Source organism: Ruegeria sp. BC6, from assembly GCF_056539185.1.
Genome location: NZ_JBQFUM010000001.1, coordinates 1,351,863 through 1,377,428, shown reverse-complemented (window position 1 = coordinate 1,377,428; position 25,566 = coordinate 1,351,863). Strand labels below are relative to the sequence as shown.

The 25,566-nt window shown below is 62.5% G+C and carries 26 protein-coding genes; 20 read left to right on the top strand and 6 right to left on the bottom strand.

Annotated elements, in window-relative coordinates:
• Nucleotides 1–154 precede the first annotated feature (154 nt).
• The 3 genes from ileS (at nt 155) to ACR0MM_RS06860 (ending at nt 4,155) form a co-directional block, all read left to right on the top strand.
• Nucleotides 155–3,073 (top strand): isoleucine--tRNA ligase, encoded by a 2,919-nt coding sequence (gene ileS, locus ACR0MM_RS06870; RefSeq protein WP_480695151.1) that lies wholly within the window; start codon nt 155–157, stop codon nt 3,071–3,073.
• An 82-nt stretch (nt 3,074–3,155) separates the two neighbouring features.
• Nucleotides 3,156–3,611, top strand: coding sequence for a methylated-DNA--[protein]-cysteine S-methyltransferase (locus ACR0MM_RS06865; RefSeq protein WP_480695149.1), 456 nt, complete (start codon nt 3,156–3,158; stop codon nt 3,609–3,611).
• A 76-nt stretch (nt 3,612–3,687) separates the two neighbouring features.
• Nucleotides 3,688–4,155 (top strand): hypothetical protein, encoded by a 468-nt coding sequence (locus ACR0MM_RS06860; protein WP_170337856.1) that lies wholly within the window; start codon nt 3,688–3,690, stop codon nt 4,153–4,155.
• Between the two features lie 30 nt (nt 4,156–4,185).
• Here the strand turns inward: ACR0MM_RS06860 and ACR0MM_RS06855 are convergent, their stop codons facing one another.
• The 4 genes from ACR0MM_RS06855 to fsa all read right to left on the bottom strand — a co-directional run bounded on the left by ACR0MM_RS06855 (nt 4,186) and on the right by fsa (nt 7,457).
• Nucleotides 4,186–4,881 (bottom strand): CDP-alcohol phosphatidyltransferase family protein, encoded by a 696-nt coding sequence (locus tag ACR0MM_RS06855; protein WP_093962794.1) that lies wholly within the window; start codon nt 4,879–4,881, stop codon nt 4,186–4,188.
• 92 nt (nt 4,882–4,973) lie between these two features.
• Entirely contained in the window at nt 4,974–5,894 is a 921-nt protein-coding gene (locus ACR0MM_RS06850) for a tyrosine recombinase XerC (protein ID WP_480695147.1), read from the bottom strand.
• Nucleotides 5,891–6,598, bottom strand: a complete 708-nt coding sequence (locus tag ACR0MM_RS06845; RefSeq protein WP_170362898.1) for a DUF484 family protein — start codon at nt 6,596–6,598, stop codon at nt 5,891–5,893. Before ACR0MM_RS06845 ends, ACR0MM_RS06850 begins: the two co-directional genes overlap by 4 nt.
• Before the next feature lie 205 nt (nt 6,599–6,803).
• Complete coding sequence (fsa, locus tag ACR0MM_RS06840) at nt 6,804–7,457, bottom strand: fructose-6-phosphate aldolase (protein ID WP_170337507.1); 654 nt, start codon at nt 7,455–7,457, stop codon at nt 6,804–6,806.
• A 91-nt stretch (nt 7,458–7,548) separates the two neighbouring features.
• Between fsa and ACR0MM_RS06835 the strand changes: the two genes are divergently transcribed.
• The 4 genes from ACR0MM_RS06835 to ACR0MM_RS06820 all read left to right on the top strand — a co-directional run bounded on the left by ACR0MM_RS06835 (nt 7,549) and on the right by ACR0MM_RS06820 (nt 12,444).
• Nucleotides 7,549–9,744: a primosomal protein N' gene (locus ACR0MM_RS06835; RefSeq protein ID WP_480695145.1), complete on the top strand. Its 2,196-nt coding sequence runs from the start codon at nt 7,549–7,551 to the stop codon at nt 9,742–9,744.
• A 77-nt stretch (nt 9,745–9,821) separates the two neighbouring features.
• Nucleotides 9,822–11,054: an MFS transporter gene (locus ACR0MM_RS06830; protein ID WP_170337866.1), complete on the top strand. Its 1,233-nt coding sequence runs from the start codon at nt 9,822–9,824 to the stop codon at nt 11,052–11,054.
• Between the two features lie 68 nt (nt 11,055–11,122).
• The gene (locus tag ACR0MM_RS06825; RefSeq protein WP_480695143.1) at nt 11,123–12,001 is read left to right on the top strand and encodes a 50S ribosomal protein L11 methyltransferase; all 879 of its coding nucleotides are present in this window, start codon (nt 11,123–11,125) and stop codon (nt 11,999–12,001) included.
• 98 nt (nt 12,002–12,099) lie between these two features.
• Nucleotides 12,100–12,444, top strand: coding sequence for a hypothetical protein (locus tag ACR0MM_RS06820; protein WP_093962787.1), 345 nt, complete (start codon nt 12,100–12,102; stop codon nt 12,442–12,444).
• A 106-nt stretch (nt 12,445–12,550) separates the two neighbouring features.
• Here ACR0MM_RS06820 and ACR0MM_RS06815 read toward each other — a convergent pair whose 3' ends face one another.
• The gene (locus ACR0MM_RS06815; RefSeq protein WP_093962786.1) at nt 12,551–12,772 is read right to left on the bottom strand and encodes a DUF1127 domain-containing protein; all 222 of its coding nucleotides are present in this window, start codon (nt 12,770–12,772) and stop codon (nt 12,551–12,553) included.
• 333 nt (nt 12,773–13,105) lie between these two features.
• On the opposite strand from ACR0MM_RS06815, the gene ruvC reads away from it, so the two are divergent.
• Genes ruvC through ruvB form a run of 3 tightly spaced genes read left to right on the top strand, consistent with a single transcriptional unit; the run spans nt 13,106 to nt 15,289 of the window.
• Nucleotides 13,106–13,603, top strand: coding sequence for a crossover junction endodeoxyribonuclease RuvC (gene ruvC, locus ACR0MM_RS06810; protein ID WP_149775764.1), 498 nt, complete (start codon nt 13,106–13,108; stop codon nt 13,601–13,603).
• On the top strand, nt 13,600–14,265 hold the full coding sequence (ruvA, locus tag ACR0MM_RS06805) for a Holliday junction branch migration protein RuvA (protein ID WP_170362906.1): 666 nt from the start codon (nt 13,600–13,602) through the stop codon (nt 14,263–14,265). The genes ruvC and ruvA overlap by 4 nt, the downstream gene beginning before the upstream one ends.
• 4 nt (nt 14,266–14,269) lie before the next feature.
• Nucleotides 14,270–15,289 carry a Holliday junction branch migration DNA helicase RuvB gene (ruvB, locus tag ACR0MM_RS06800; RefSeq protein ID WP_170337873.1) on the top strand — a complete coding sequence of 340 codons (1,020 nt, stop codon included), beginning with the start codon at nt 14,270–14,272 and terminating at the stop codon, nt 15,287–15,289.
• 10 nt (nt 15,290–15,299) lie between these two features.
• On the opposite strand, the gene ACR0MM_RS06795 is transcribed toward ruvB, so the two are convergent.
• Complete coding sequence (locus ACR0MM_RS06795) at nt 15,300–16,034, bottom strand: hypothetical protein (RefSeq protein ID WP_170362907.1); 735 nt, start codon at nt 16,032–16,034, stop codon at nt 15,300–15,302.
• Nucleotides 16,035–16,183: 149 nt separating this feature from the next.
• On the opposite strand from ACR0MM_RS06795, the gene ACR0MM_RS06790 reads away from it, so the two are divergent.
• The 10 genes from ACR0MM_RS06790 (at nt 16,184) to ftsH (ending at nt 25,555) form a co-directional block, all read left to right on the top strand.
• The gene (locus tag ACR0MM_RS06790; protein ID WP_170362909.1) at nt 16,184–16,807 is read left to right on the top strand and encodes a hypothetical protein; all 624 of its coding nucleotides are present in this window, start codon (nt 16,184–16,186) and stop codon (nt 16,805–16,807) included.
• Nucleotides 16,804–17,187, top strand: coding sequence for a tol-pal system-associated acyl-CoA thioesterase (ybgC, locus tag ACR0MM_RS06785; protein WP_093962779.1), 384 nt, complete (start codon nt 16,804–16,806; stop codon nt 17,185–17,187). The genes ACR0MM_RS06790 and ybgC overlap by 4 nt, the downstream gene beginning before the upstream one ends.
• Before the next feature lie 108 nt (nt 17,188–17,295).
• On the top strand, nt 17,296–17,991 hold the full coding sequence (gene tolQ / locus ACR0MM_RS06780; protein ID WP_170337879.1) for a protein TolQ: 696 nt from the start codon (nt 17,296–17,298) through the stop codon (nt 17,989–17,991).
• Nucleotide 17,992: 1 nt separating this feature from the next.
• Entirely contained in the window at nt 17,993–18,469 is a 477-nt protein-coding gene (gene tolR / locus ACR0MM_RS06775) for a protein TolR (protein WP_170362911.1), read from the top strand.
• Nucleotides 18,470–18,478: 9 nt separating this feature from the next.
• Nucleotides 18,479–19,570 (top strand): energy transducer TonB, encoded by a 1,092-nt coding sequence (locus ACR0MM_RS06770; protein ID WP_480695140.1) that lies wholly within the window; start codon nt 18,479–18,481, stop codon nt 19,568–19,570.
• Nucleotides 19,567–20,886, top strand: a complete 1,320-nt coding sequence (gene tolB / locus ACR0MM_RS06765) for a Tol-Pal system beta propeller repeat protein TolB (RefSeq protein ID WP_093962775.1) — start codon at nt 19,567–19,569, stop codon at nt 20,884–20,886. Before ACR0MM_RS06770 ends, tolB begins: the two co-directional genes overlap by 4 nt.
• Nucleotides 20,887–20,973: 87 nt before the next feature.
• Nucleotides 20,974–21,477 carry a peptidoglycan-associated lipoprotein Pal gene (pal, locus tag ACR0MM_RS06760; protein ID WP_093962774.1) on the top strand — a complete coding sequence of 168 codons (504 nt, stop codon included), beginning with the start codon at nt 20,974–20,976 and terminating at the stop codon, nt 21,475–21,477.
• Nucleotides 21,478–21,481: 4 nt separating this feature from the next.
• Nucleotides 21,482–22,312, top strand: coding sequence for a tol-pal system protein YbgF (gene ybgF / locus ACR0MM_RS06755; RefSeq protein ID WP_170435321.1), 831 nt, complete (start codon nt 21,482–21,484; stop codon nt 22,310–22,312).
• Nucleotides 22,309–23,562 (top strand): tRNA lysidine(34) synthetase TilS, encoded by a 1,254-nt coding sequence (gene tilS / locus ACR0MM_RS06750; RefSeq protein WP_480695138.1) that lies wholly within the window; start codon nt 22,309–22,311, stop codon nt 23,560–23,562. Before ybgF ends, tilS begins: the two co-directional genes overlap by 4 nt.
• Nucleotides 23,563–23,638: 76 nt before the next feature.
• The gene (ftsH, locus tag ACR0MM_RS06745; RefSeq protein ID WP_093962771.1) at nt 23,639–25,555 is read left to right on the top strand and encodes an ATP-dependent zinc metalloprotease FtsH; all 1,917 of its coding nucleotides are present in this window, start codon (nt 23,639–23,641) and stop codon (nt 25,553–25,555) included.
• The last annotated feature ends 11 nt before the right edge of the window (nt 25,556–25,566 follow it).

Here is a 25,566-nt window from a genome sequence, read left to right as displayed (position 1 = left end):
TATAAGCCCGGCCATGCAAGACGTTCTGGCCATTATCATTCGAATTATTTCCCCGGCGCTCTGAGTTTCCGAGACGCCGGGCAAAGGTGCTTGAGTTCATCGCACCGACCGCTTCGATCCAAACACGCCAAGATCATCCAAGGGACGCCTCTCCATGTGCGCCGACACGACCCAGACACCCGACTACAAAGACACGCTGAACCTGCCCCGAACCGAATTCCCCATGCGCGCCGGCCTGCCCAAGCGCGAGCCCGCATGGCTGGACCGCTGGGAGAAGATCGGCGTCTATGACCGCCTGCGGGACAAACAGGGGCGCAAGCCCTTCACGCTGCATGACGGCCCGCCCTATGCCAACGGGCACCTGCATATCGGCCACGCGCTGAACAAGACGATCAAGGACATGATCGTGCGGTCGCATCAGATGATGGGCTTTGACGCGCGCTATGTGCCCGGCTGGGACTGTCACGGCCTGCCGATCGAATGGAAGATCGAGGAACAGTACCGCAAGAAGGGCAAGAACAAGGACGAAGTTCCGGTCATCGACTTCCGCCAGGAATGCCGCAAGTTCGCCGACGGCTGGATCGACATCCAGCGCGAGGAGTTCAAGCGCCTGGGTATCACTGGCAACTGGGCCGATCCCTACGTCACCATGGACTATCACGCCGAGGCGGTGATCGCGGACGAGTTCATGAAGTTCCTGATGAACGGCACGCTGTATCAGGGCTCGAAACCGGTGATGTGGTCGCCGATCGAAAAGACCGCCCTGGCCGAGGCCGAGGTCGAGTATCACGACAAGGAAAGCTTCACCATCTGGGTGAAGTTCAAGGTGGTGAACACCGGCGACACCACGCTGGACAACGCCTATGTGGTGATCTGGACCACGACGCCCTGGACCATGCCGTCGAACAAGGCCGTGGTCTATGGCAAGGACATCTCGTACGGGCTGTACGAAGTGACCGGCCGCCCCGAGGAATGCTGGGCCCGGATCGGTGACCGGTACCTGCTGGCCGACAACTTGGCCGCCGACGTGTTCGCGCGGGCGCGACTGGACGACACCATGTACCGCCGCCTGTGTGACGTCACCCAGGACGATCTGGCCAAGATCCAGCTGCAGCACCCGCTGGCAGGGGCCGAAGGGTCCAACGGCGAATGGGATGACATCCGCGATTTCCGCGCGGCCGATTTCGTGACCGATACCGAAGGCACCGGTTTCGTCCATTGCGCGCCCTCGCACGGGATGGAGGAGTTCGAGCTGTACCGCGATCTGGGCATGCTCGAGCAGGTCATCACTTACAACGTGATGGACGACGGCAGCTTCCGCGCTGACATGCCGTTCTTCGGCGGCAAGTACATCCTGTCGCGCAAGGGCGGCGAGGGCGACGCGAACAAGGCCGTGATCGACAAGCTGGCCGAGGTCGGCGGGTTGCTGGCGCGTGGCAAGATCAAACACAGCTATCCGCATTCGTGGCGGTCCAAGGCGCCGATCATCTATCGCAACACGCCGCAATGGTTCGTGTCCGTCGACCGCAAGCTGGACGACGGCATGGACGAAATGGGCGGCACTATCCGCGAACGCGCCCTGCGCTCGATCGACGAGCTGGTGAAATGGACGCCGCCGTCAGGCCGCAACCGCCTGTATTCGATGATCGAGGCACGCCCCGACTGGGTTCTGTCGCGCCAGCGTGCTTGGGGTGTGCCACTCACGTGCTTCACCAAGAAGGGCGCTCTGCCCACCGACCCTGACTATCTGCTGCGCAACGCGGAAGTGAACACCCGCATCAAGGCCGCGTTCGAAGAACACGGTGCCGACGTCTGGTACACTGACGGGTTCAAACAGCAGGTGCTGGATGGCATCGTGAACCCCGACGACTATGACCAGGTCTTCGACGTACTGGATGTGTGGTTCGACTCGGGCTCGACCCATGCGTTCGTTCTGCGCGACCGTGAGGATGGCACTGACGACGGCATTGCCGATGTCTACATGGAGGGCACCGACCAGCACCGCGGATGGTTCCATTCCTCGATGCTGCAAGCCTGCGGCACGATCGGCCGTGCGCCGTATCGCAACGTGGTCACGCACGGGTTCACGCTGGACGAGAAGGGCAACAAGATGTCCAAATCGCTCGGCAATACCATCGTGCCGGAAGAGGTCGTCAAGCAATACGGTGCCGACATCCTGCGCCTGTGGGTGGCCCAGACCGACTATACCGCCGACCAGCGGATCGGGCCGGAAATTCTGAAAGGGGTCGCCGACAGCTATCGCCGGCTGCGCAACACGATGCGCTTCATGCTGGGCTCGCTGGCCGATTTCACCGAGGCCGACCGGATCGACCCGGCAGAGATGCCGCGTCTGGAACGCTGGGTGCTCAGCCGCCTGGCCGAGTTGGACGAGCAGGTCCGCAAGGGCTATGCTGCGTTCGACTTCCAGGGCGTGTTCAGCGCGGTGTTCAACTTTGCCACCGTTGACCTGTCGGCCTTCTATTTCGACGTGCGCAAGGATGCGCTGTATTGCGACGGGGACACCCCGCGCCGCCGGGCCGCGCGCACGGTGCTGGACATCCTGTTCCACCGTCTGACTACCTGGCTGGCGCCGATTCTGGTCTTCACGATGGAAGAGGTCTGGCTCGAGCGGTTCCCGGGCGAGGACGGCTCGGTGCATCTGGTCGACTTCCCCGACACGCCTGCCGATTGGCGCGACACCGGGCTCGAGGCGAACATGGCCAAGATCCGCCGTGTACGCCGTGCGGTGACCGCCGCGCTGGAAGTGCAGCGCCGCGACAAGGTCATCGGCTCCAGCCTCGAAGCCGCGCCGATCGTGCATGTCGAGGATGCGGAAACCCGCGACCTGCTGGCGACCTTCGACGTAGATGACCTGTGCATCACCTCGGGCCTGACCGTCACCGCCGACCCCGCCCCGGCCGAGGCGTTCCGCCTGCCCGAGATCGAGGGCGTCGGTGTCGTGTTCGAAAAGGCCGAAGGGGCCAAGTGCCAGCGCTGCTGGAAGATCCTGCCGGATGTGGGACGCCACGCCCACCCCGGCGTCTGTGGCCGATGCGATACGGCGCTGAGCTGAAAATGATCCCTGAAACCCCCGCCATCGCGCGGGGGTTTTCTTGCGGCTTGCGACGCAGCCGCCGATCTGAAACTCTGCGCCCATGCCGATGATTGCAGTGGAAACCCAGTTCGGATGCCTCGGGGTCGAAGAAGAGGACGGTGCCATTACCAGTCTGGTGTGGGACGGTCACACAACGGGTGAGACGACCCCGCTGCTGATCGAAGCGGCATCACAGATCAGGGCCTATGCCGAGGGCCGGTTGCAAAAGTTCGACTTGCCACTGCGTGTCGTTGGGCCCGAATTCCAGAAACAGGTCTGCGACTTGATGTCCGCGATTCCTTTCGGTTACACGCGGACTTACGGTGATATCGCGCAGGATCTTGGGTGTCCGGCGCAAGCTGTCGGGCAGGCCTGTGGTGCCAACCCGATTCCGGTGATCATTCCCTGTCACCGCGTTCTGGCGGCAAGCGGCCTTGGCGGGTTCTCGGGGCAGGGCGGGGTTGAGGGCAAGGTTGCCCTGTTGCGTCACGAGGGGGCTGCCAGTCTGCTGATCTGACCGCCGGAATCCGGTTGCAATCTTTCGCAAAGCGTCCCAACCTGAGACAGTTTTCGAACCCGAAGGACTGCAATTCATGACTGCGAAAATTGACCCCGCCGCCCGGAAGAAGGCCATCATTGACCAATTGATGGCGTTGGAGGCACAGGAGTTGGCGACGGCGCAGGCGCACCACGATGCCTTTCAGAAAGAGTCCCAATTGGATGACCGGGAAGGCCACGACAAGGATGATATCGCGGCATCGCGCGAAAGCGCAGATCTGGCCGCCGCGTTTGACGGGCCGGTGCATGCGCATCATGCCAAGATTGACGTGATCGAAAACACCGATTTCAGCCTGACGGATACAGTGCAGCCGGGCGCCGTAGTCTGGCTGGGCGATCGGCATTTCGTCGTCTGCGTGTCGACCACCAAGTTCGACGTGGATGGTGAAACATATATGGGGATTTCAACCCAAAGCCCGATCTATCTGGCCATGGCCGGAATGCGCAAGGGCGACGTCTTCACCCATAATGGCACCGAGTTCGAGATCCGGGAAATTCTCTGATCTGTGATTTTCGCCCGTTCGGGCCGCGTCTCAATCGCGGCTCGGCGGCATGATTTGCTGGGCGATCCCCGCCGAGACCAGATACAGGCTGGTCACCACCAGACCCCAATGCGCCCAGCTTTGCGGGTGAAAATCCACCCAAGCGGCCCATCCGGCAAAAAAAGTCCAGGCGAAGGCCATGGGCAGGGACAGGTTGCGCCAGCGTTCGGTGCGCACGGGGTGAATGAATTTCAGGGGCAGAAACATTGCAACGGCCAGCAACGCCACAAGGACGAGGCTGAACCAGAAGTCGGGCTTCAGCGCAAAGATCACCACCACGACCATGTTCCAGCAGCCCGGAAAACCGGAAAAGGAATTGTCCTTGGTCTTCATCCGCGTGTCAGCGAAATACATCGCGCTGGCGAATGTGATGACGATGATCGCGAACCAGCCGGTCCAGCCGTCCATCAGACCGGATTTGAACAACGCATAGGCCGGAATGAAGACGTAGGTCAGATAGTCGATGATCAGATCCAGCAGAACACCGTCGAACTCGGGGGCGTTCTTTTTGACGTGATAGTGCCGGGCCAAGGGGCCGTCGATTCCGTCGACGATGAACGAAACGACCAGCCACAGAAACATCAGGCTCCACTTTTCCTCGACCGCGGCCAGCATGGCCAGCATCGCAAATACGGCTCCGGTCGCGGTGAACAGGTGAACGGCTAAGGCTTTGAATCTGAGTGTCATGACCCGTGTCATGTACGATGCGCGCCCGAGATGCAAAGCAAAAAGCCCCCGGTATCGGCGCCGAAATGCGGTTGCTGCAATTCCGCCGCGTCTCAGGCTTTGGGGTGCGCGCGGTTGTACACCTCCATGAGGCGCGCGGAGTCGACGGCGGTATAGGCCTGTGTGGTCGAAAGGGACGCGTGACCCAGCAGTTCCTGAATGGCCCGGAGGTCTCCGCCGGCCGACAGAAGATGGGTGGCAAAGCTGTGCCGCATCGCGTGTGGAGTGGCCGTTGCCGGAAGACCCAGTTGCATACGCGCTTTGGCCATGACGCCCTGAATTGCCCTCGGACTCAGGGCTTTGCCGCGTACGCCGCGGAACAATGGGGCTGTTGGGCTTTGGGGATGTGGGCACAACTCAAGGTATCGGTCGACCGCCTGGCGCGCGGCGGGGATGACCGGAACGATCCTTTCCTTGTCACCCTTGCCGACAATTCTCAGCGTGTTGGGCAGCGGGGCATCCGCGCCGGTCAGAGACAGGGCTTCGGATATGCGAAGGCCGCAGCCATACAGCAGGGTCACGACTGCAACGTCGCGGGCGGCAACCCAATCTGATCCGGATTGCAGCTCGACCGTCTCGATCATGGCGCGGGCGGCGTCTTCGGCCAGCGGGCGCGGCAGTTTCTTGGTGTATTTCGGGGCGCGGGTGGACAGGACGGCGGTGGGCTCGAACCCCTCGCGTTCGGCCAGCCAGCGATAGAAGCTTTTGACGGCGGACAGTTTTCGCGCCAGCGACCGCGCCCCGACGCCGGATTCGCGTTGCTGTGCCATCCAGGCCCGCATGTCCGAAATGGTGATGCGTTCGAGCGCCGCCAGCCCCTGCCGTTCGCTGTGATGCAAAGTCATGAAAGACAGGAAATCCGCGACATCCCCGCGATAGGCATTGATGGTGTTTTCCGAACGGCCCGCCAAAGCTGTCAACCCCTCCAGCCACAACTGCAACGCATCGCGGCAGGCTGGAGAGATCAGGCTCACGACAGCCAGTGGCGCATCGACCGTTCGAATACGCCTGCAAAAAAGGCCAGCAGATCAGTGCCCAATTGAGGCGAGAAGTGCCTTGGGTCGCGCGCCCCCATGACAATCATGCCCGGCAGACGCCCTTTGCCGAGATCCAGCTGCATACATGCCTCAGATTGCAGCTGGTCCAGCTGATCCCCGTGCACTCTGCGGTTGGGCTGGCGAATTTCGCGCAGGACAACCTCACGCGCGGGGTGGTTCGGTGCGTTGTCCATGTAGGAATGCACGAAACCCGGTTCCGCCACGGCCAGAACACCGTCCAGCCGGTCGATGCTTGGGTCCTGCTGGACCATCGTTGTTTCCAGGACCAGTGTGATGCGGTCGACGCGGAGGATTTCGGCAACTTCCGTACCCAGCACGCGCAGGAAGTCCTCGAATTCCGTCGGCTCAAGAAGGCGCAGGATGGCGCGGTGAACTTGGTTGGTTCCGGCGAGGTTCTCGTAGGCGGCTGCGATGACCGAGCGATGTGTGTCCTCCAGCCGGTCCAGCCGTGCCTCAAGCCGTTGCATGGCGATTCCGCGCAGGTCGATGATGTTGTCTCCGCGGGCGCGTTCGTTCGCGGCGACCAGCGCCTGCATCAGATCCTTGTCGTCCAGCACGGCGTCCGGCTCGGCCAGAATCGCGGCGCGGAGGTTGTCCTCGAGTTTGGGATTGCTGCTCATATCCTGTCCGGTCTTTTTTTGTTGGGGGCGTTATAGCACGGGTGCCCGGAAATGCCTTGGGAAAAATGCACGCTTAGGTGGATTAGGCCCCGTGTGTGGGGGCGTGGCTCCCGCCTGCAGGCATTTGATCAAAGATCAAGCCCCCTGCAGTTGGGCCAGGCGCGGCCCCGGACGGGGCCGCGCGGTTGTACTTGGGATCAATGGATCACAGAATCTTCTGACCGGTCTTGGCCCAATCCGACAGGAAGGCCTCGAGCCCCTTGTCGGTCAGCGGGTGATCAGCCAGCTTCTTGATCACGGCAGGCGGCGCGGTGATCACGTCGGCGCCGATGCGGGCGCTGTCGGCCACATGGTTCACGCTGCGGATCGAGGCGGCGAGGATTTCGGTTTCGAACCCGTAGTTGTCATAGACCTGACGGATGTCGGCGATCAGGTCCATACCGTCGAGGTTGATGTCGTCCAGCCGTCCGATGAAGGGCGAAATGAAGGTCGCGCCGGCCTTGGCTGCCAGAAGTGCCTGATTGACCGAGAAGCACAGGGTGACGTTGACCATCTGGCCTTCGTCGCTGAGCGTCTTGCAGGTTTTCAGACCGGCCCAGGTCAGCGGCACCTTGACGGCGATGTTCGGTGCGATCTGCGCCAGCTTGCGGCCTTCGGCGATCATGTCCTCGGCTTCGGTGGCGACGACTTCGGCGGAAACCGGGCCATCGACCAGGTCGCAGATTTCCTTGGTCACTTCCAGAATGTCGCGACCCGATTTCAGGATCAGCGAGGGGTTGGTGGTGACACCGTCCACCATGCCCAGATCGTTCAATTCGGCGATGGCGTCGATTTCGGCTGTGTCTACGAAGAATTTCATCGGGGCAGTCCTTTGATGGGTTGGCCTTGCTCGCGGATGCCTTTACCTCAAAGAGACCCGTGCTGAAACCCCTGCTGAAGAAAGGCGCGCATTGAGCGACCCGGTGCATTTCGACCAAGGTGAGCTGGTGGCGGTTCTGACGACCCAGCCACTGGACCGGACGTTGGATTACAAGGCGCCCGAGGGGGGGTGTTTCCTGGGGGCCTTCGTCGAGGTGCCGCTGGGCCCGCGCAAGGTTCTGGGCGTGGTTTGGGGTGCGGGGCGCGGTGATTTCGACCGCAGCAAGATCCGCTCGGTCATCCGGGTACTGGACGTGGCGCCCATGCGCGAAGAGATGCGCCTGTTCCTGCAGCGCGCGGCCGACTACACGCTGACGCCGATGCCGGCGATGCTGCGGCTGGCCACCCGCGCGCCCGGGCTGGGCGACCCGCTGTCGATGCGCAAGATCTATCGGCTGGGCAGCGGCACGCCCGACCGCATGACCGATGCCCGGGCCCGGGTGCTGGAGGTGCTGCGTGACTATGGCGGGCTGGCCTTCACCCTGAAGGAACTGGCCGAGATGGCTGGGGTCACCTCATCGGTCGTCAAAGGGTTGGTCAAGCAGGGCGCCGTGCGCGAGGAAGACAGCCCGCGCGACCTACCTTATCCGACGCTGGATCCGGACCGGCCGGGCAAGGCGCTGACCCCAGACCAGACCGCTGCCGCAGACACGTTGCGGGCCGCACTGCGCAGCGGAACCTACGGCACCACGCTGCTGAAGGGCGTGACCGGGTCGGGCAAGACCGAGGTTTACCTTGAAGCGGTGGCCGAAGCACTGCGGATGGGCCGGCAGGCGCTGGTGCTGCTGCCCGAGATTGCCCTGACCGCCGAGTTTCTGACGCGGGTCGAGGAGCGGTTCGGCGCGCGCCCGGCCGAATGGCATTCCGGTGCCACGATGACTGAACGCCGGCGGGTCTGGCGCATGGTCGGGCAGGGCGATGCGCAGATGGTGGTGGGCGCGCGGTCGGCGCTGTTTCTGCCGTTCCGCGATCTGGGCCTGATCGTGGTGGATGAGGAACACGACACCTCGTACAAGCAGGAAGACGGCGTGCATTACAATGCGCGCGACATGGCGGTGCTGCGGGCGGCGATCTGCGGGTCGCGGGTGATCTTGGCCAGTGCCACGCCGTCGCTGGAAAGCTGGACCAATGCCGAAGCCGGCAAGTACGACCGGCTGGACCTGACCTCGCGCTTTGGGGCGGCGGTGCTGCCGGACATGAAGACCATCGACATGCGCGCCGAGGAGATGCAGCCGGGCACCTGGATTTCCCCCAGCCTGCGCCAGGCGGTGCAGGCGCGCATCGAAAAGGGCGAACAGTCGCTGCTGTTCATCAACCGCCGCGGATATGCGCCGGTGACGCTGTGCCGGGCCTGCGGCGAACAGATCGCCTGCGACCACTGCGATGCGCGCATGGTCGAGCACCGGTTCCTTAAGCGCCTGATGTGCCACCAATGCGGCGAGACCAAGCCAATGCCCGAGGCCTGCCCCGCCTGCGGGGTCGAGGGCAAGCTGGCCCCGGTCGGCCCCGGCATCGAACGTCTGGCCGAAGAGGCCGAGGCGACCTTTCCAGACGCCCGCATCGCCATGCTCAGTTCCGACCTGTTCGGCTCGGCCCGGGCGCTGAAGGCCAAGATCGAAGAGATCGCTGAGGGCGACGCAGATATCGTCATCGGTACGCAGCTGGTGGCCAAGGGGCATAATTTCCCGAACCTTACGCTGGTCGGGGTGATCGACTCGGATCTGGGCCTGCACGGGTCCGATCTGCGCGCGGCCGAGCGGACCTTTCAGCTGATGCGGCAGGTGGCGGGCCGGGCCGGGCGGGCCGACAAGCCGGGGACGGCGCTGCTGCAGACCTTTCAGCCCGAACACCCGGTGATCCGCGCGACCCTGTCTGGGGACGAGGAAGGGTTCTGGCGTGCCGAGGCCGCCGGGCGTCAGGCGGCCGGGGTGCCGCCTTATGGCCGGATGGCGGGGATCGTGCTGTCCGGCCCCGAGGTCGGGCCCGTCTTTGACATCGGCAACGTATTGGCGCGCAATGACGCGCCGCTGCGGCAGATCGGGGCACAGGTCTTTGGGCCTGCCCCGGCACCGATTGCCCGTATCCGCGGGCGGCACCGGGTAAGGCTGCTGGTCAAGGCGCCCAAGGGGGCACCGATCCAGGACGCCATCGCCCGCTGGATCGCACCTCTGCGCCTGAAGGGAGACATCCGCCTGACCGTCGATATCGACCCGCAGAGCTTCTACTGACTCTGCATCAGCGCAGACCCCATGTGCACGGGGGATTTCCTCTCGCCAGCCGGGCGGATTGGGCGTAGAGAACTCTCATGCTGAAACCGATGCCCCTGTCCCAGGCCCAGAGCCTGCCGTTCTGGCGCCGCCCCGTCACGTTGCTGTTCGTGATGGCGCTGACCATGCCGATCGCCTTCAACGCATGGAGCGCACTGCTGAACAACTTCGTGATCGAAGTCGCGGATTTCGACGGGGCAGACATCGGCCTGCTACACACGGTGCGAGAAATCCCGGGCTTTCTGGCCGTGGGCGTGATCGCGGTGATAATTTTCGTGCGCGAGCAGGTGCTGGCCATGATTTCGCTGATGCTGCTGGGCGTGGCAACGGCAGTGACGGCCTGGTTTCCCAGCCTCGGCGGGCTGCTGTTCGTGACCCTGTTCAGCTCGATCGGGTTTCACTACTACGAAACGGTGAACCAGTCGCTTCAGCTGCAATGGCTGCCCAAGGACCGCGCCCCGCAGGTGCTGGGCTGGCTGGTGGCGATGGGGTCGGCCTCGACGCTGGTGGTCTACGGCCTGATCGTGCTGACGTGGGATCGGTTCGATCTGTCCTACAACACGGTCTTCATGGCGGCTGGTGGGCTGACCGCGGTGCTGGCGCTGTTCTGTCTGATCGCCTATCCGCAATTCGATGCGCCGACACCGCAGACCAAGAAAATCGTGCTGCGCCGCCGCTACTGGCTGTATTATGCGCTGCAGTTCATGGCTGGCGCGCGGCGGCAGATCTTCGTCGTGTTCGCGGGCTTCATGATGGTCGAACGCTTTGGCTTCGAAGTGCATCACTTGACCAGCCTGTACCTCATCAACCTGATCATCAACATGGCCGCCGCCCCTTTGCTGGGCAAGGCCGTCGCGGTGTTTGGCGAGCGGCGCACGCTGATCTTCGAATATCTGGGCCTTGCCATCGTGTTCGCGGCCTATGGCGGCATCTACTGGTTCGGCTGGGGCGTGCTGCTGGCGGCCATTCTCTACGTGATCGACCACGTGCTGTTCGCGCTGGCTCTGGCGCTCAAGACCTATTTCCAGAAAATCGCCGATCCGGCGGATATTGCCCCGACCGCGGCGGTGGCCTTTACCATCAACCACATCGCGGCGGTGTTCCTGCCGGCGCTTCTGGGGCTGCTGTGGGTCGTGTCGCCCGGGGCGGTGTTCGGCCTGGCGGCGGGCATGGCGCTGATCTCTCTGGCGCTGTCGCTGCTGATCCCGCGTCACCCCGAGCCGGGGAACGAGACCATCTTTTCGAAATACGCCCCCGCGCCGGCCGAATGACACCCGGGACGCTTGACCTCGGCGGCTGACGGCCCTAGGCGCAAAGGCGGTTTCTGCAGGAGGTTCCCATGCCCACATTCACCGCCCTGACCACCCTGAAAGGCAAAGCCGCGGCCGAAAGCCTGGGCGAAGCGATGGAGCGTCTGGATCCCGAACCCACCGGCGTGGGCGTCTTCGAGGTCGAGGACGGCTCGGGCCTGTGGGAGGTCGGCGGCTATTTCACCGAAAGCCCCGACGAGGCCGCCCTGGCCCTGCTGGCGGCGGCCTTCGAAGCCAAGCCCTTCGTGGTGTCGGAACTGCCGGAAACCGACTGGGTCGCCCATGTCCGGCGCGAGCTGGCCCCGGTCGAGGCCGGGCGGTTTTTCGTCTATGGCAGCCACGATGCCGACAAGCTGCCCGAGGGGCGCATTCCGCTGCTGATCGAAGCGGCGATGGCCTTTGGTACTGGGCACCACGGAACGACGCTGGGATGTCTGAAGGCGCTGGACAAGCTGATTGAGACTGGGTTCGAGGCCAGCAAGGTCGCCGATATCGGCTGCGGTACGGCGGTGCTGGCGATGGCGGCGGCGCGGGTCTGGGAAGGTGACATCCTGGCCAGCGACATTGATCAGGTCGCCGTCGACGTAGCCGAGGCCAACCTGAAGGCCAACGGCATGGCCGGGGCCGTCCTTTGTGTCGAGGCTGCCGGATTTGACCATCCTGACCTCCAGGCGGCGGCGCCTTACGATCTGATTTTTGCCAACATTCTGAAGGGCCCGCTGGTGGCCCTTGCGCCGGAGATCGCGCAGAATCTGCGCGGAGGCGGACATGCGATCCTGTCGGGAATCCTCAACGAGCAGGCCGACGAAGTGGAATCGGTTTATGCACAAAACGGGTTCAATACGATGGATCGGTCAATGATTGGTGAATGGACGACGCTAGTCTTAACCAAACAGGGCGCAAATTAGACCATTTGCAGGAGTTTTGTGGATTTTTGCCACGGTTTTGACGCATTCTCTTTCTATCGTCATCCAATGAATTTGGGGGGCGGTTTTTGGAGGCTGCCATGACAGGAAAACAACTTGAATTCGATCAGCGCGTTCATCGGCTGACAAAGAAACACAACAAGATGAGCCGTGGCTATCGCGCGACTATGCGCAAAGATGGTCTGGTCGTCATGAAACCCCAGCGGGTACGCTCGGCGGTTCCGGCCAAGGTTCTGTTGCTGTGCCTGTGCGGATTTTTTGCTTTCAAAGCGTTCCTGCTATCCAATCTCGGCCCGACCGGATACCAGTATCGGGTGGATGCCCTGAACGAAGGGACATCGGTTGAACAGGCGGGCGCATGGATCATGCAGATCGATCCATTGTCGCAGGCCCTGTCGACACAGCTGAACAAGATTCTCTACTGAACTCTCTCTCCTAAAGAGCCTTCAAAAGACAAAAACACCGCGTACCTTTCGGTCCGCGGTGTTTCTGTGCTGCCCCGAGGGAGGATAGGGGCGAGAGCGGGTGGTTTCAGTACAGACGGCGGCGGCCAGCAGCGACTTCGTCGATGTCACCGCGGCACAGGCCGATATCTTCCAGTTCACGGTTGCTCAGACCGTTCAATGCATTGCGCGTCACGCGTGCGTCGTTCCAGGCGACAACGGCGTTCACGACGGATGCCAGAAAGGCGCCGATACGGCCGACAAGGCCAAACGAGCCAATCGAGGCGCGGGTTGTGTCAATTGCAGCCATATCCTGCTTCCTTCTGTTCAGTGTTGACGTTTGAATGTCGAATTCCCGGGCCAGTTAGTGATGTCGGATTGACCTTGCAAGTGCTGAAACTGCATGTGTCCTATGCAGTTTTTGCAATGCTTCGAAAATGATGAAAGTCCCTTAAATTATTGGTGAAAACTGCTTTGGGAATGTGTCGGTTTCAGACTTTCTAGGGTCGCAATGCGTCCGAGTTGTCGCGGACGGAACAGGCGTGTCGCATTTGGGTGCCGGATCAATTTTCTTGGAAAATGTTCACGCTTCGTGCTAATCGAGAGAAAAGACAATGAAAACCCGAGCAGGCCGAGGCACAACATGCGAATTCTGGGCATTGATCCGGGGCTGCGAACCCTGGGGTGGGGCGTCATCGAATCACATGGCAGCCGACTGAGCCATGTTGCCAACGGCCTGTGCAAATCCGACGGGGATGATCTGGGCGAGCGGCTTTTGTCGCTGCACAACCAGATCGTCGAAGTGATCGCCGAACATCAGCCCGACCAGGCAGCCATCGAACAGACCTTCGTCAACAAGGACGGCGCCGGGACGCTGAAGCTGGGTCAGGCGCGCGGAGTGGCGTTGCTGACCTTGGCGCAGGCTGGGTTGCCGGTGGGCGAATACGCGCCCAACCGGGTCAAGAAAACCGTGGTGGGCGTGGGGCACGCCGAGAAGGAACAGATTCTGCACATGGTCAAACTTCAACTGCCGGGATGCCAGCCCAAGGGGGCCGACGCCGCGGATGCGCTGGCGATCGCGATCTGTCATGCGTTCTACGGTGCGACACCGCAGGCGCGCATCAAGCAGGTGGCCACATGATCGGCAAGCTGACCGGACGCATCGACTATCGCGCGGCGGATCATCTTCTGATCGACGTGCGCGGGGTCGGCTACATCGTCTATTGCTCGGACCGGACCATGGCGGCCCTGCCTGGGGTGGGCGAGGCGGTCTCGCTGTACACCGATCTGGTGGTGCGCGAGGACCTGATGCAGCTTTATGGCTTTCTGTCTTTGGTCGAGAAAGAGTGGCATCGGCTGCTCTGCTCGGTTCAAGGGGTGGGGGCCAAGGTGTCTCTGGCCATTCTGGGCGCGCTGGGGCCGGACGGGGTCAGCCGGGCCATCGCGCTGGGCGATTGGGGCGCGGTAAAGGCGGCCAAGGGCGTCGGGCCCAAGACCGCGCAGCGCATCGTGCTGGACCTGAAAGACAAGGCGCCCGGCGTCATGGCGATGGGCGGCACGGTGACCGAGGCGATGGACGGCCCCGTGGCCGAGGTGGTTGAACCCGCAGCGCCGGTCCGGGTGCGGGCCTCGAAACCCGGTGCGGGTGCGGCGTCGGCGGGTGCTTTGTCGGCGCTGTCGAACTTGGGCTATGGCCCGTCCGAGGCCGCATCGGCCGTGGCCGAGGCCGCCGCCAACCTGCCCGATGCCGGCGAGGCCGAATTGATCCGCGCGGCGTTGAAACTGCTGGCTCCGAAAGGCTGAATGAATGGTTGATGCCGACCCGACCCTGCGCCCGCAGCCTCTGCCCGAGGACAACGATCGCGCCTTGCGCCCGCAGGGGCTGGACGAATTCATCGGCCAGGCCGAGGCACGGGCCAATCTGCGCATCTTCATCCAGTCGGCCCGCCAGCGGAACGAGGCGATGGACCACACGCTGTTCCACGGCCCTCCGGGCTTGGGCAAGACGACGCTGGCGCAGATCATGGCGCGCGAGCTGGGGGTGAACTTCCGCATGACCTCGGGGCCGGTTCTGGCCAAGGCCGGGGATCTTGCGGCGATCCTGACCAACCTCGAAGAGCGCGACGTGCTGTTCATCGACGAGATTCACCGCCTGAATCCGGCGGTGGAAGAGGTGCTGTACCCGGCGATGGAGGATTTCGAGCTGGATCTGGTGATCGGCGAGGGCCCCGCGGCCCGTACCGTGCGGATCGAACTGCAGCCCTTTACCCTGGTCGGGGCGACCACGCGGATGGGCCTGCTGACCACCCCGCTGCGCGACCGGTTCGGCATTCCGACCCGGCTGCAATTCTACACCGTGGAAGAATTGCACGAGATCGTCACCCGCAACGCCCGCAAGCTGGGCGCGCCGGCCGATGACGACGGTGCGCGCGAGATCGCGCGCCGGTCGCGGGGCACTCCCCGTATCGCCGGGCGGCTGCTGCGGCGGGTCGTGGATTTCGCCATCGTCGAGGGCGACGGCCGCATCACGCGCGAATTGGCCGATGGCGCGCTGACGCGGTTGGGCGTCGATAATCTGGGCTTGGACGGCGCCGACCGCCGCTATTTGAAACTGATCGCCGAAAATTATGGCGGTGGCCCGGTGGGGATCGAGACCTTGTCGGCCGCCTTGTCCGAGAGCCGCGACTCGCTGGAGGAAGTGATCGAGCCCTATCTGCTGCAACAGGGCCTGATCCAACGCACGCCGCGCGGCCGGATGCTGGCGCAGAAGGCCTGGACGCATTTGGGCATGGCCGCGCCCAAGGGACAGAGCGACCTGTTTGGCTGACGACTGTAGATCAGCCTTTACGCTCGCGGATTTTCACCAGCATCTCGTACTCGGGTTCGAAATGAGGACGGAATGCGGCCAATTCTTCCGCAGACAGCTTTTTGCGTGACAACGACCTGTTTTCGTGGCGCATAGGCAAGTCCACCGAGAACAACGCCTGGGCGCTTTCAAGCAAATTGCCGAGTTCGTGAAAGAAACCGACTTGATCTAGAGAGGACACAGCCTCGACAGCCTCGTCCACGTCGAAGTTTTCGCTGAACATATAAAGCTGACGCAGCAGGTGATCGCGGTCAGCGGATGCGATGAAATCGGCAAAGTCGCCCTTCGCCCAATCGCCTTCGGATGCCAGGCAGGGGTGATCGACGCCGTATTCAATATACCCTTTCAGCATCAAAAAGTGGCTGTAGGCCCGCTCGACCGGATCGCGGAACACAGTAAATGTGTAGGTCTTGGCGGGCACCTTCAGTGAATGGAACGGCGAATGTGAAAACGCGTAGGCAAAGCTGCCCGCCTTGATCAGCCGCTCGTTCCAGCCGACCGCAGGTCCGATCTCGCCGGCAATTCGGTGTTTGGGGGCGCCCGCAAGAGCTTTCACTGTCACACGCTTGCCGGCGAACGCCGACAGGAACGCCGCATTCAACGAAGAGCCGGCTGTTTTTCTGATGTGATAATGGTAGACGCGGTCAAATTCAGGAGTTAGCCGTCCTTTGTGCTGTGGCGGATTTCTTCTGATCCAGGAAAGCATTGGGTCGATGTTTCGTCCTTGTCAGAGATGGCCGAGACCGTCTGTTCTGGTAGTGTCGGTAACGCCTGGCAACATGGCGTTTGTCGTGGGTGTATCTTTGTTTGCGACAGTAATCAACAGCCCCGAGACTAAAAAAGAGGGAATTGCCAATGACGCCTGAGGGTGTTGCCGAGTTGTTTTGCCGCGCGGACGGGAACTATCTTTTCGCACGTTGGGGACGGCCCATCGTGCCGATCGTATTTGGTGTGGAAGACAAGACGCTAGCAACGGTCAAAGGCGCGTTCGAGGCGGTCGTGGCACTGGCCGGCCATAAGATGGCCGAGACCGACCCCGAGTTGGGCGCCAACTGCATGGTGTTCTTTTTTCGCGATTGGGCCGAGCTGCTTGAAGTGCCTGACCTTGACCGGCTGATCCCGGACCTCGCGCCACTGGTCGAGCGGCTCGATGCTGGCGGAGCCAACCAGTATCGAGCCTTCAGGTTCGATCCGGACGGCGCGATCCGTGCTGCGTTTGTCTTTGTGAGGATGGACAGTGAGCTGTCGAAAGTTTCGGCCGAAACGCTGGCGTTGTCGCAGGTCGTTCAGACCATTCTTTTGTGGTCGGATACAGCCTTCCGAGAGCGCTCGCCCCTGGCCGTGGCGGGAGACACCACGATCCTGCGGCCCGACATTGCCGCGCTGATCCGTGCAGCCTATGATCCGGTTTTGCCGGCGGTGGCGCGGGACCCGTCCCATGCGCTGCGGCTGTTCGCACGCATGGAGCCGACGCAATGAAGCATGTCTTTCCCGTCCGCGTCTACTACGAGGACACCGACATGGGGGGCGTGGTCTATCACGCCAACTATCTGCGCTATATCGAGCGCGCCCGGTCGGATTGGGTGCGCAACCTGGGCAATGACCAGAACGCAATGCGCGAGGCTGGTATCATCTGGGTCGTGCGGAGGGTCGAGGCCGACTATCTGGCGTCTGCGCGGTTCGACGACGAGTTGCTGGTCGAAACCGAGGTCGTCGCGATCTCCGGCGTGCGACTGACCATGGCTCAACTCATCCGGCGCGGCGAGACCGAAGTCTTCCGCGCGACCGTGACGGCCGTTTGCGTCAATCAGGATGGCCGGCCGATCCGGCTCCCGGCAGAGATTCGCGCATTGCTGTAACAATTTGCTCAGCCCCTGTGGTTCTGTTGGCAATTTGCCACTAACTACGCTAGCGTTTGGCAAAACAAGGCCAATCAACGGCTGTCAGGCAAAACAAAGAGCAGGTTCATGGAAGCTGAAACGCTGGCGCTGGCGCAGGAGATCGATTTCTCCATGTGGGGGCTGTTCGCCCGTGCGACATTCATCGTGAAAGTGGTGATGCTGATCCTTGTGGTCGCATCCTTCTGGTCATGGTCGATCATCATTCAAAAGCTCATCACCTATCGCAGCGCGCGACGCGAAGCGCAGGTGTTCGACGAGGCGTTCTGGTCGGGCAACCCGCTGGACGAGCTGTTTGAGCAGATCGGAACGCAGCCGGATGGCAGTTCCGAAAAGATCTTCGCAGCCGGCATGATCGAGTGGCGCCGCTCGCACCGCGCCGACGGTGGACTCATAGCCGGCGCACAGGCCCGGATCGATCGTTCGATGGATGTGGCCATCGCAAAAGAGGCCGAAGGCTTGCAAAAGGGGCTTTCGATCCTTGCGACCGTGGGTTCGACCGCGCCGTTCATCGGCCTGTTCGGTACGGTTTGGGGCATCATGAACGCCTTCATCGAAATCGCCGAACAGCAGAACACAAACCTGGCCGTCGTGGCGCCGGGCATCGCCGAAGCTTTGCTGGCGACCGGTCTTGGCCTGCTGGCAGCAATTCCGGCCGTAATCTTCTACAACAAACTTAGCGCGGACAGCGACCATATCGTCGGCGGGTACGAGGCTTTTGCCGACGAATTCGCAACCATTCTGTCCCGCCAGTTGGACAGCTGACATGGGTGCGGCGATCCAGCAATCGTCTGGCGGCAACGGACGACGCCGAGGACGGCGGCGCGGGCGTGCGCAGCCGATGGGTGAAATCAACGTCACACCCTTTGTCGACGTGATGCTGGTGCTGCTGATCATCTTCATGGTCGCGGCTCCGCTGATGACCGTGGGGGTCGAGGTTGATCTACCCAAAACCGCCGCCAGCGCTCTGCCCGGCGACAACGAGGAACCGTTGACCGTCACGCTGACAGCCGACGGGCGGGTTCAGATACAGACCACCGAGGTGTCCCGCGACGAGTTGATCGGCAAGCTGCGCGCCATTGCTGCCGAGCGCAGCAGCGACCGCGTCTACCTGCGGGCCGATGGCGCCATTCCTTATGCGCAGGTCATGCAGGTCATGGGTGCGTTGAATGCCGGCGGGTTTTCGAATGTGGGCCTTGTCACCGATACTGGCGGGCCGGCGCTGGACGCGGGCGGAGAGTGAGGCTGCGCGGTGGATACCGGCACCAAGATTTCGGCGATTGCCCATGTGACATTGATCGGATGGGCCCTGTTCGGCGGCACGTTCCGATCCGAGCCGCTGCCTTTTGCAGTGCAGGAGGTGTCGGTGGTTTCGGCTGAGCAATTCGCTGCCCTGACGGCGCAAAGCGATGCGCCCGAAGTTCCGACGCCCCCCAACGCATTGGAAGATCCGATCGTGCAACCCCCGGCACCCGAAGTGCCGGAGCCGTCGGTCGAAGAACAGCCGCGCCCCGAGCCGGTCACGCCACCTGAACCGGAGCCCGAGCCGCAACCCGAGGCAGTTGAGACTCCACCCGAACCTGAAGTGATCGAGCAGCCTCCGGTACTGGATGAACCGGAACCCGAGGTTGCGGTTTTGCCGGCGCTGCCCGAATCCCAGCCACGCCCGGCGGACAAGGTGGCCCCCGAACCCATTGCTCCTCCGCCACTGGACGCAAAGCCGGACGATATCGAAACACCGGCGGTTTCGCTGGATGAAGGTGCTGAGATCCAGCAGGAGCAGCAAGACCAGACCGCGCCTGAGGAAGCCACCGACCAGATCGTGACCGAGGCGGAAGAGGCCAAGGACATGTCGCCACAAAGCTCGCCGCGTCCCCGGGGCCGGCCCAATCGGCCCAAGCCTACGGAAACTGAACAGACCGCGACCGCCGAGCCTGTCGAACAGGCTGCGGAACCCGACGAGGCCGCGATCAATGACGCGCTGGCCGAGGCTTTGGGCGGTGCGTCCGAGCCGTCCGGTCCGCCTCTGACCGGCGGCGAAAAGGATGCGATGCGTCTGGCTGTTTCGCGGTGCTGGAACGTGGGCTCGTTGTCGACCGATGCGCTCAAGACCGTTGTGGTGGTCGGTTTCTCGCTTAACCGCGACGGCTCGATCGTTCCCGGCAGCCTGCAGCTGCTGGACAGCTCCGGTGGCTCGGACGGGGCCGCAAAACAGGCATACGAGGCCGCCCGGCGTGCGATTTTGCGCTGTGGAGCAAAAGGATATGACCTTCCTGCTGACAAATACGAGCATTGGAAGGATATTGAGATCACCTTCAATCCCGAGAGGATGCGGATCAAATGATGAAACTTCTGACCAGCCTCTTCGTTGGCCTGACCCTTCTGTCGGCCCCCGTGTCTGCGCAAACCGGCCCACTTCGGCTGGAATTGGATGAAGGCATCATCGAACCTTTGCCGTTTGCGGTGCCCAGCTTTGTACCGGACAGTCCGGCGGCCAGCCAGTTTGCGGCTGACATCAGCCGCGTCATCGCCGAGGACCTGACCGGAACCGGCCTGTTCCGTGAGATTTCGCCGGATGCATTCATCAGCCGTGTCAGCAGTTTCGAAGCGCCGGTCCAATTTGCGGATTGGAAGGCGATCAATGCCGATGCGCTGGTCACCGGCGCGGTGAATGTCTCGGGCAACACCCTGTCCGTCCGGTTCCGGGTCTGGGATGTATTCTCGGGTCAGGAATTGGGCAACGGCCTGCAATTTGCCGGTACAACCGAGGGCTGGCGCCGAATGGCGCACAAGGTGGCCGATCAGGTCTACAGCCGCATCACCGGTGAAGGAGGCTATTTCGACAGCCGTGTGGCCTTTGTCTCGGAAACCGGCCCAAAGGATCAGCGCCGCAAGCGGCTGGCCATCATGGACTATGACGGGGCGAATGTTCAGTACCTGACCGACAGTGCCGCGATCGTTCTGGCCCCGCGCTTTTCGCCAACGGGCGACCGGCTGCTCTACACCAGCTACGAAAGCGGCCGGCCGCGGATCTACGTTCTGGATGTTGGCCGGGTCAAGCGGCAGGAATTGCAGACTCAGGAAGGTACGATGAGTTTCTCGCCGCGCTTTTCGCCTGATGGCCGCTCGATCGTCTACTCGCTGACGCAGGGCGGCAATACGGATCTGTGGAAAATGGATCTGGCATCCGGGCAAAGCGTGCGCCTGACCAACACGCCCGCAATTGAAACCGCGCCCAGCTATTCGCCCGACGGATCGCGGATCGTCTTCGAGAGCGACCGGTCCGGCAGCCCTCAGCTGTACATCATGCCGGCAAATGGCGGTGAGGCGACCCGCATCAGCTTTGGCCAGGGGCGCTATGGGACGCCGGTCTGGTCACCACGCGGAGATCTGGTGGCCTTTACCAAGCAGAACAAGGGCCGGTTCCATATCGGCGTGATGCGACTGGACGGTAGCGAGGAGCGGCTGTTGACCGCCTCGTTCCTGGACGAGGGGCCCACATGGTCGCCCAATGGCCGGGTCATCATGTTTGCGCGGGAAACCCAGGGCGCCAGCGGGCGTTCGACCCTGTACTCGGTCGACATTTCGGGCCGAAACCTGCGCCCCGTACGCACCCCGGACGGTGGCAGTGACCCGTCCTGGGGGCCACTGTTGAATTAAGAGACCGCCGGTCGCGCCGAAGTTCACAAGGCAGGCTGGCTGTGATAGACAGACGTCAATAAACAAACGGGACAAGAGGCAACAGAAATGAACGTATTGAGCAAGTTTGCGGCTCTGGGCGCGCTGGCGCTGGTGGCCGCATGTACCAACAACGATCCCTCGGCTTTGGGCGGTGGTGCCGGCGGCAACGGCGCAATCGTCCCGGGTTCTCCCAGCGACCCACGTTCGCCCGCCTATTTCCAGCAGGCGATCGGTGACCGGGTCCTGTTTGCCGTGGACCAGTCCACGCTCTCGCCCGAGGCGCAGACGATCCTTCAGGGGCAGGCCCAGTGGCTGTTGGCCAATACGGACTACGTCGCAACGATCGAAGGTCACGCGGATGAACAGGGCACGCGGGAATACAACCTTGCGCTGGGCGCCCGTCGGGCAAATGCGGCGCGTGAATACCTGATTTCTCGCGGAGTGGCCGGAAACCGTCTGCAGACGATCAGCTATGGCAAGGAGCGCCCGATCGAAATCTGCAGCACCGAGGAATGCTATTCCAAGAACCGCCGCGCGGTCACCGTGCTGACCGGTTCCACAACGGGGTAACAGGATGAGAATTGCGGGATTGGTTCTGGCGGCGGCTTTGACCCTTGCCAGCGGCGCGCAAGCGCAGGATCAGCAGACTCTGGCCGATATTCGCCAGGAGCTGACGGTGCTGCATGTCGAGATCCAACGGCTCAAGCGCGAGTTTTCCACGACAGGCTCGCCCGCGCCGAACCTGTCCGGCAGTTCGATTCTGGAACGCGTTGACGCCATCGAGGCCGAGTTGCAGAGGCTGACCCGGCAGACCGAGCAGCTGAATCAGCGTGTTCAGAATGTCGTGACGGACGGAACCAACCGGATCGGAGATCTGGAGTTCCGTCTCTGCGAACTGGAACCCGGTTGCGAGTTCACGGGCGAAGACACACCGACATTGGGTGGAGATAGCGACACAGCGGCCATCACAGCTCCGGTGACGACGCCCGGCGAGGCCGCCGGCGGCGACCAGGTCGAACTGGCCGTAGGTGAACAAGCCGATTTTGATGCCGCGTCGCAAGCCCTTGCGGACGGCGATTTCCAGACGGCGGCCGATCTTTTTGCGCAATTTGACAGCGCGTATCCCGGCAGCCCGCTGGCCCCCGAAGCCAATCTGAGGCGAGGGCAGGCCCTGGAAGGGCTGGGTGATACCCGCGAAGCGGCCCGGGCTTTCCTTGCCAGCTTTACTGGCGATTCCGAAGGGCCGGTGGCCCCCGAGGCGTTGTACGAACTTGGGGCAGCATTGGGCCGGTTGGGCCAGGTTGACCAGGCTTGTATCACGCTTGGAGAAGTCGGCGTCCGGTTCCCGTCGTCGGCCTTTGTGGCCACGGCAACCGAGGAAATGGCGTCGCTGAGCTGTTCTTGAGCTCACCAGCCGACACCCTTCCGAAGCGCGTCAGGGCACTGTTGCCCGAAACGCTTCCGTCGCGACTGGGCGTGGCCGTGTCCGGTGGAAGCGACTCGCTTGCATTGCTGCATCTTTTGGTCCGGATCGCCCGGGATGAAGATGTTCGGCTGTTTGCGGCCACTGTCGATCACGGCCTGAGGCCGGATGCGGCCGCCGAGGCCGCCAGTGTTTCCGAGACATGCGCACATTTGGGCGTGTCCCATGTCACTCTGAAATGGACGGGATGGGACCGGTCTGGAAACCTGCAGGATCAGGCGCGGCAGGCGCGCTACGGCCTGCTGCGGGACTGGGCGGTGTCGCAGGACATTCCCGCGGTCGCTCTGGGCCATACCGCAGATGATCAGGCGGAAACCGTGTTGATGCGTCTCGGGCGCGCCGCTGGCGTGCGCGGATTGTCGGCCATGTCTATTGCGCGCGATCTGGACGGGGTCACGCTTTGGCGACCGGTGCTGGGTGAAACGCGCACCGCTTTGCGGAACTACTTGCGGGCTGAGGGGGTGCGATGGATCGAAGACCCTTCGAATCAGGACCTGCGCTTTGACCGGATCAAGGCCCGCGAGGCGTTGGGCCATCTGTCCGGCTTGGGGATTACGGCTGAAACTTTGTCCCGCGTTGCCGCGAACCTCGGGCGTGCGAACCGGGCGCTTGAGCATTTTGCGCAGGAATCCGCCCGCCGTGTTGCAAAAGAGAAAGCCTGTGCGGTGCGTGTGGATCGCGCCGGTTTTGGCGCGCTGCCTGAGGAAATACAGCGCCGGCTTGTTGTCGGGATCCTCCAGCGGATCACGGGTCCGGGGTACCCGCCGCGGCAAAGCAAAGTCGAGCAGGTCGTACAGGCCGTTATTGCGGGACGTTCGTCGACGCTGAGCGGTTGTCAAATCCTGACGGACGGGAATAGTTCGTGGTTTTGCAGAGAGCTGACCGCCGTTTCGGCATGCGTGGCCCGACCGGCCGAACTCTGGGACGGGCGTTGGATCGCGACAGGGCCGGACACGCCCGGAGCACAGATCCGTGCGCTTGGCGAGACCGGGTTGCCACAAGTACCCGACTGGCGTGCGACAGGGGTGCCGCGCATGGTGCTGATGGTCACGCCCGCCGTTTGGCTGGGCGACCAAATCGTGTCCGCGCCATTTGCCGGTTTTTTGAACGGATGGGCGTTTGAAATGGACCCGAAATTCCCCGAGTTTTCGGCTTCTTTTTTATCGCATTGAACCTGCTTCAATCATCTCTATTTTAAGAGGCAACCCGGCAGCGCCTCATCTGCCGATGTCTTTTGGGAGAATTTTCTTGGGCAACGCTCGCAATATAGCCTTCTGGGTCGTTCTCTTCCTGTTGATCCTTGCACTGTTCAATCTGTTCAGCGGACCGGGAGGAACCCTCCAGAGCAATGAAAAAACCTATTCGGATTTCGTAAGCGCCGTCGAAGCAGGCGACGTAAAAGGCGTGACGCTGGATGGTGAGCAGATCCGTTACACAACCAGTTCCGGCGGGAATTTCGTCACGATCAAGCCCGGTGATGCCGAAGTCACCAAGCTGCTGATCGAGAAAGACATCCCCGTGCGGGCGGAAAAGCAACAGCAATCGGGTTTCCAGTCTTTCCTGATCACGCTGCTGCCGTTCCTGCTGCTGATCGGTGTCTGGGTCTATTTCATGAACCGGATGCAGGGCGGTGGCAAAGGCGGTGCCATGGGCTTTGGCAAGTCCAAGGCCAAGATGCTGACCGAAAAGCACGGCCGCGTGACCTTTGACGACGTGGCGGGCATCGACGAGGCCAAGGAAGAGTTGGAAGAGATCGTCGAATTCCTGCGCAACCCGCAGAAATTCTCGCGCCTTGGCGGCAAGATCCCGAAAGGTGCGCTGCTGGTTGGCCCTCCGGGCACCGGCAAGACGCTGCTGGCCCGTGCGATTGCAGGCGAGGCCGGCGTTCCGTTCTTCACCATTTCCGGTTCGGACTTCGTGGAAATGTTCGTGGGTGTGGGCGCGTCCCGCGTGCGCGACATGTTCGAACAGGCCAAGAAGAACGCGCCCTGCATCGTGTTCATCGACGAGATCGACGCCGTTGGCCGCCATCGTGGTGCCGGATATGGCGGGGGCAACGACGAGCGCGAACAGACCCTGAACCAGCTGCTGGTCGAGATGGACGGGTTCGAGGCCAACGAGGGCGTCATCATCCTGGCTGCAACCAACCGCAAGGACGTGCTGGACCCGGCGCTTCTGCGCCCTGGCCGCTTTGACCGTCAGGTGACCGTCGGCAACCCGGACATCAAAGGTCGCGAGAAGATTTTGGGTGTTCACGCCCGCAAGACGCCTTTGGGTCCGGATGTGGATCTGCGCATCATCGCGCGCGGCACACCCGGCTTCTCGGGGGCTGACCTTGCCAACCTTGTTAACGAAGCCGCGCTGATGGCCGCACGTGTCGGTCGGCGCTTTGTCACCATGGAAGACTTCGAGAACGCCAAGGACAAGGTGATGATGGGGGCCGAGCGCCGCTCGATGGTGCTGACCCAGGACCAGAAGGAAAAGACCGCCTATCACGAGGCCGGCCATGCCGTGGTCGGCATGACCCTGCCGTTGTGCGATCCGGTCTACAAGGCCACGATCATCCCGCGCGGCGGCGCGCTGGGCATGGTGGTAAGCCTGCCTGAAATGGACCAGCTGAACTATCACAGGGACGAATGTGAGCAGAAGCTGGCCATGACCATGGCGGGCAAGGCGGCCGAGGTCATCAAATACGGTGAAGACCACGTCTCGAACGGCCCGGCCGGCGACATCATGCAGGCCAGCCAATTGGCGCGGGCCATGGTGATGCGTTGGGGCATGTCCGACAAGGTCGGCAACATCGACTATGCCGAGGCGCATGAAGGCTATCAGGGCAACACGGCCGGGTTCTCGGTTTCGGCCCATACCAAGGAACTGATCGAGGAAGAGGTCAAACGGCTGATCCAGCAGGGATATGACCGCGCCCATCAGATCCTGACCGAACACAAGGAAGAATGGGAGCGTCTGGCTCAGGGTCTGCTTGAATACGAAACTCTGACGGGTGACGAAATCAAGCGCGTCATGAATGGCGAACCGCCGAATGAGAGTGACGACGAAAGCGACAAGTCCGATCACGGCAATGCCGCGAGCGTGACGGCGATTCCCAAGACCAAGGTCAAGAAGACCCCGCCCGAGGGCGGGATGGAGCCTGAACCTTCGGCATGACGCAAGAGACC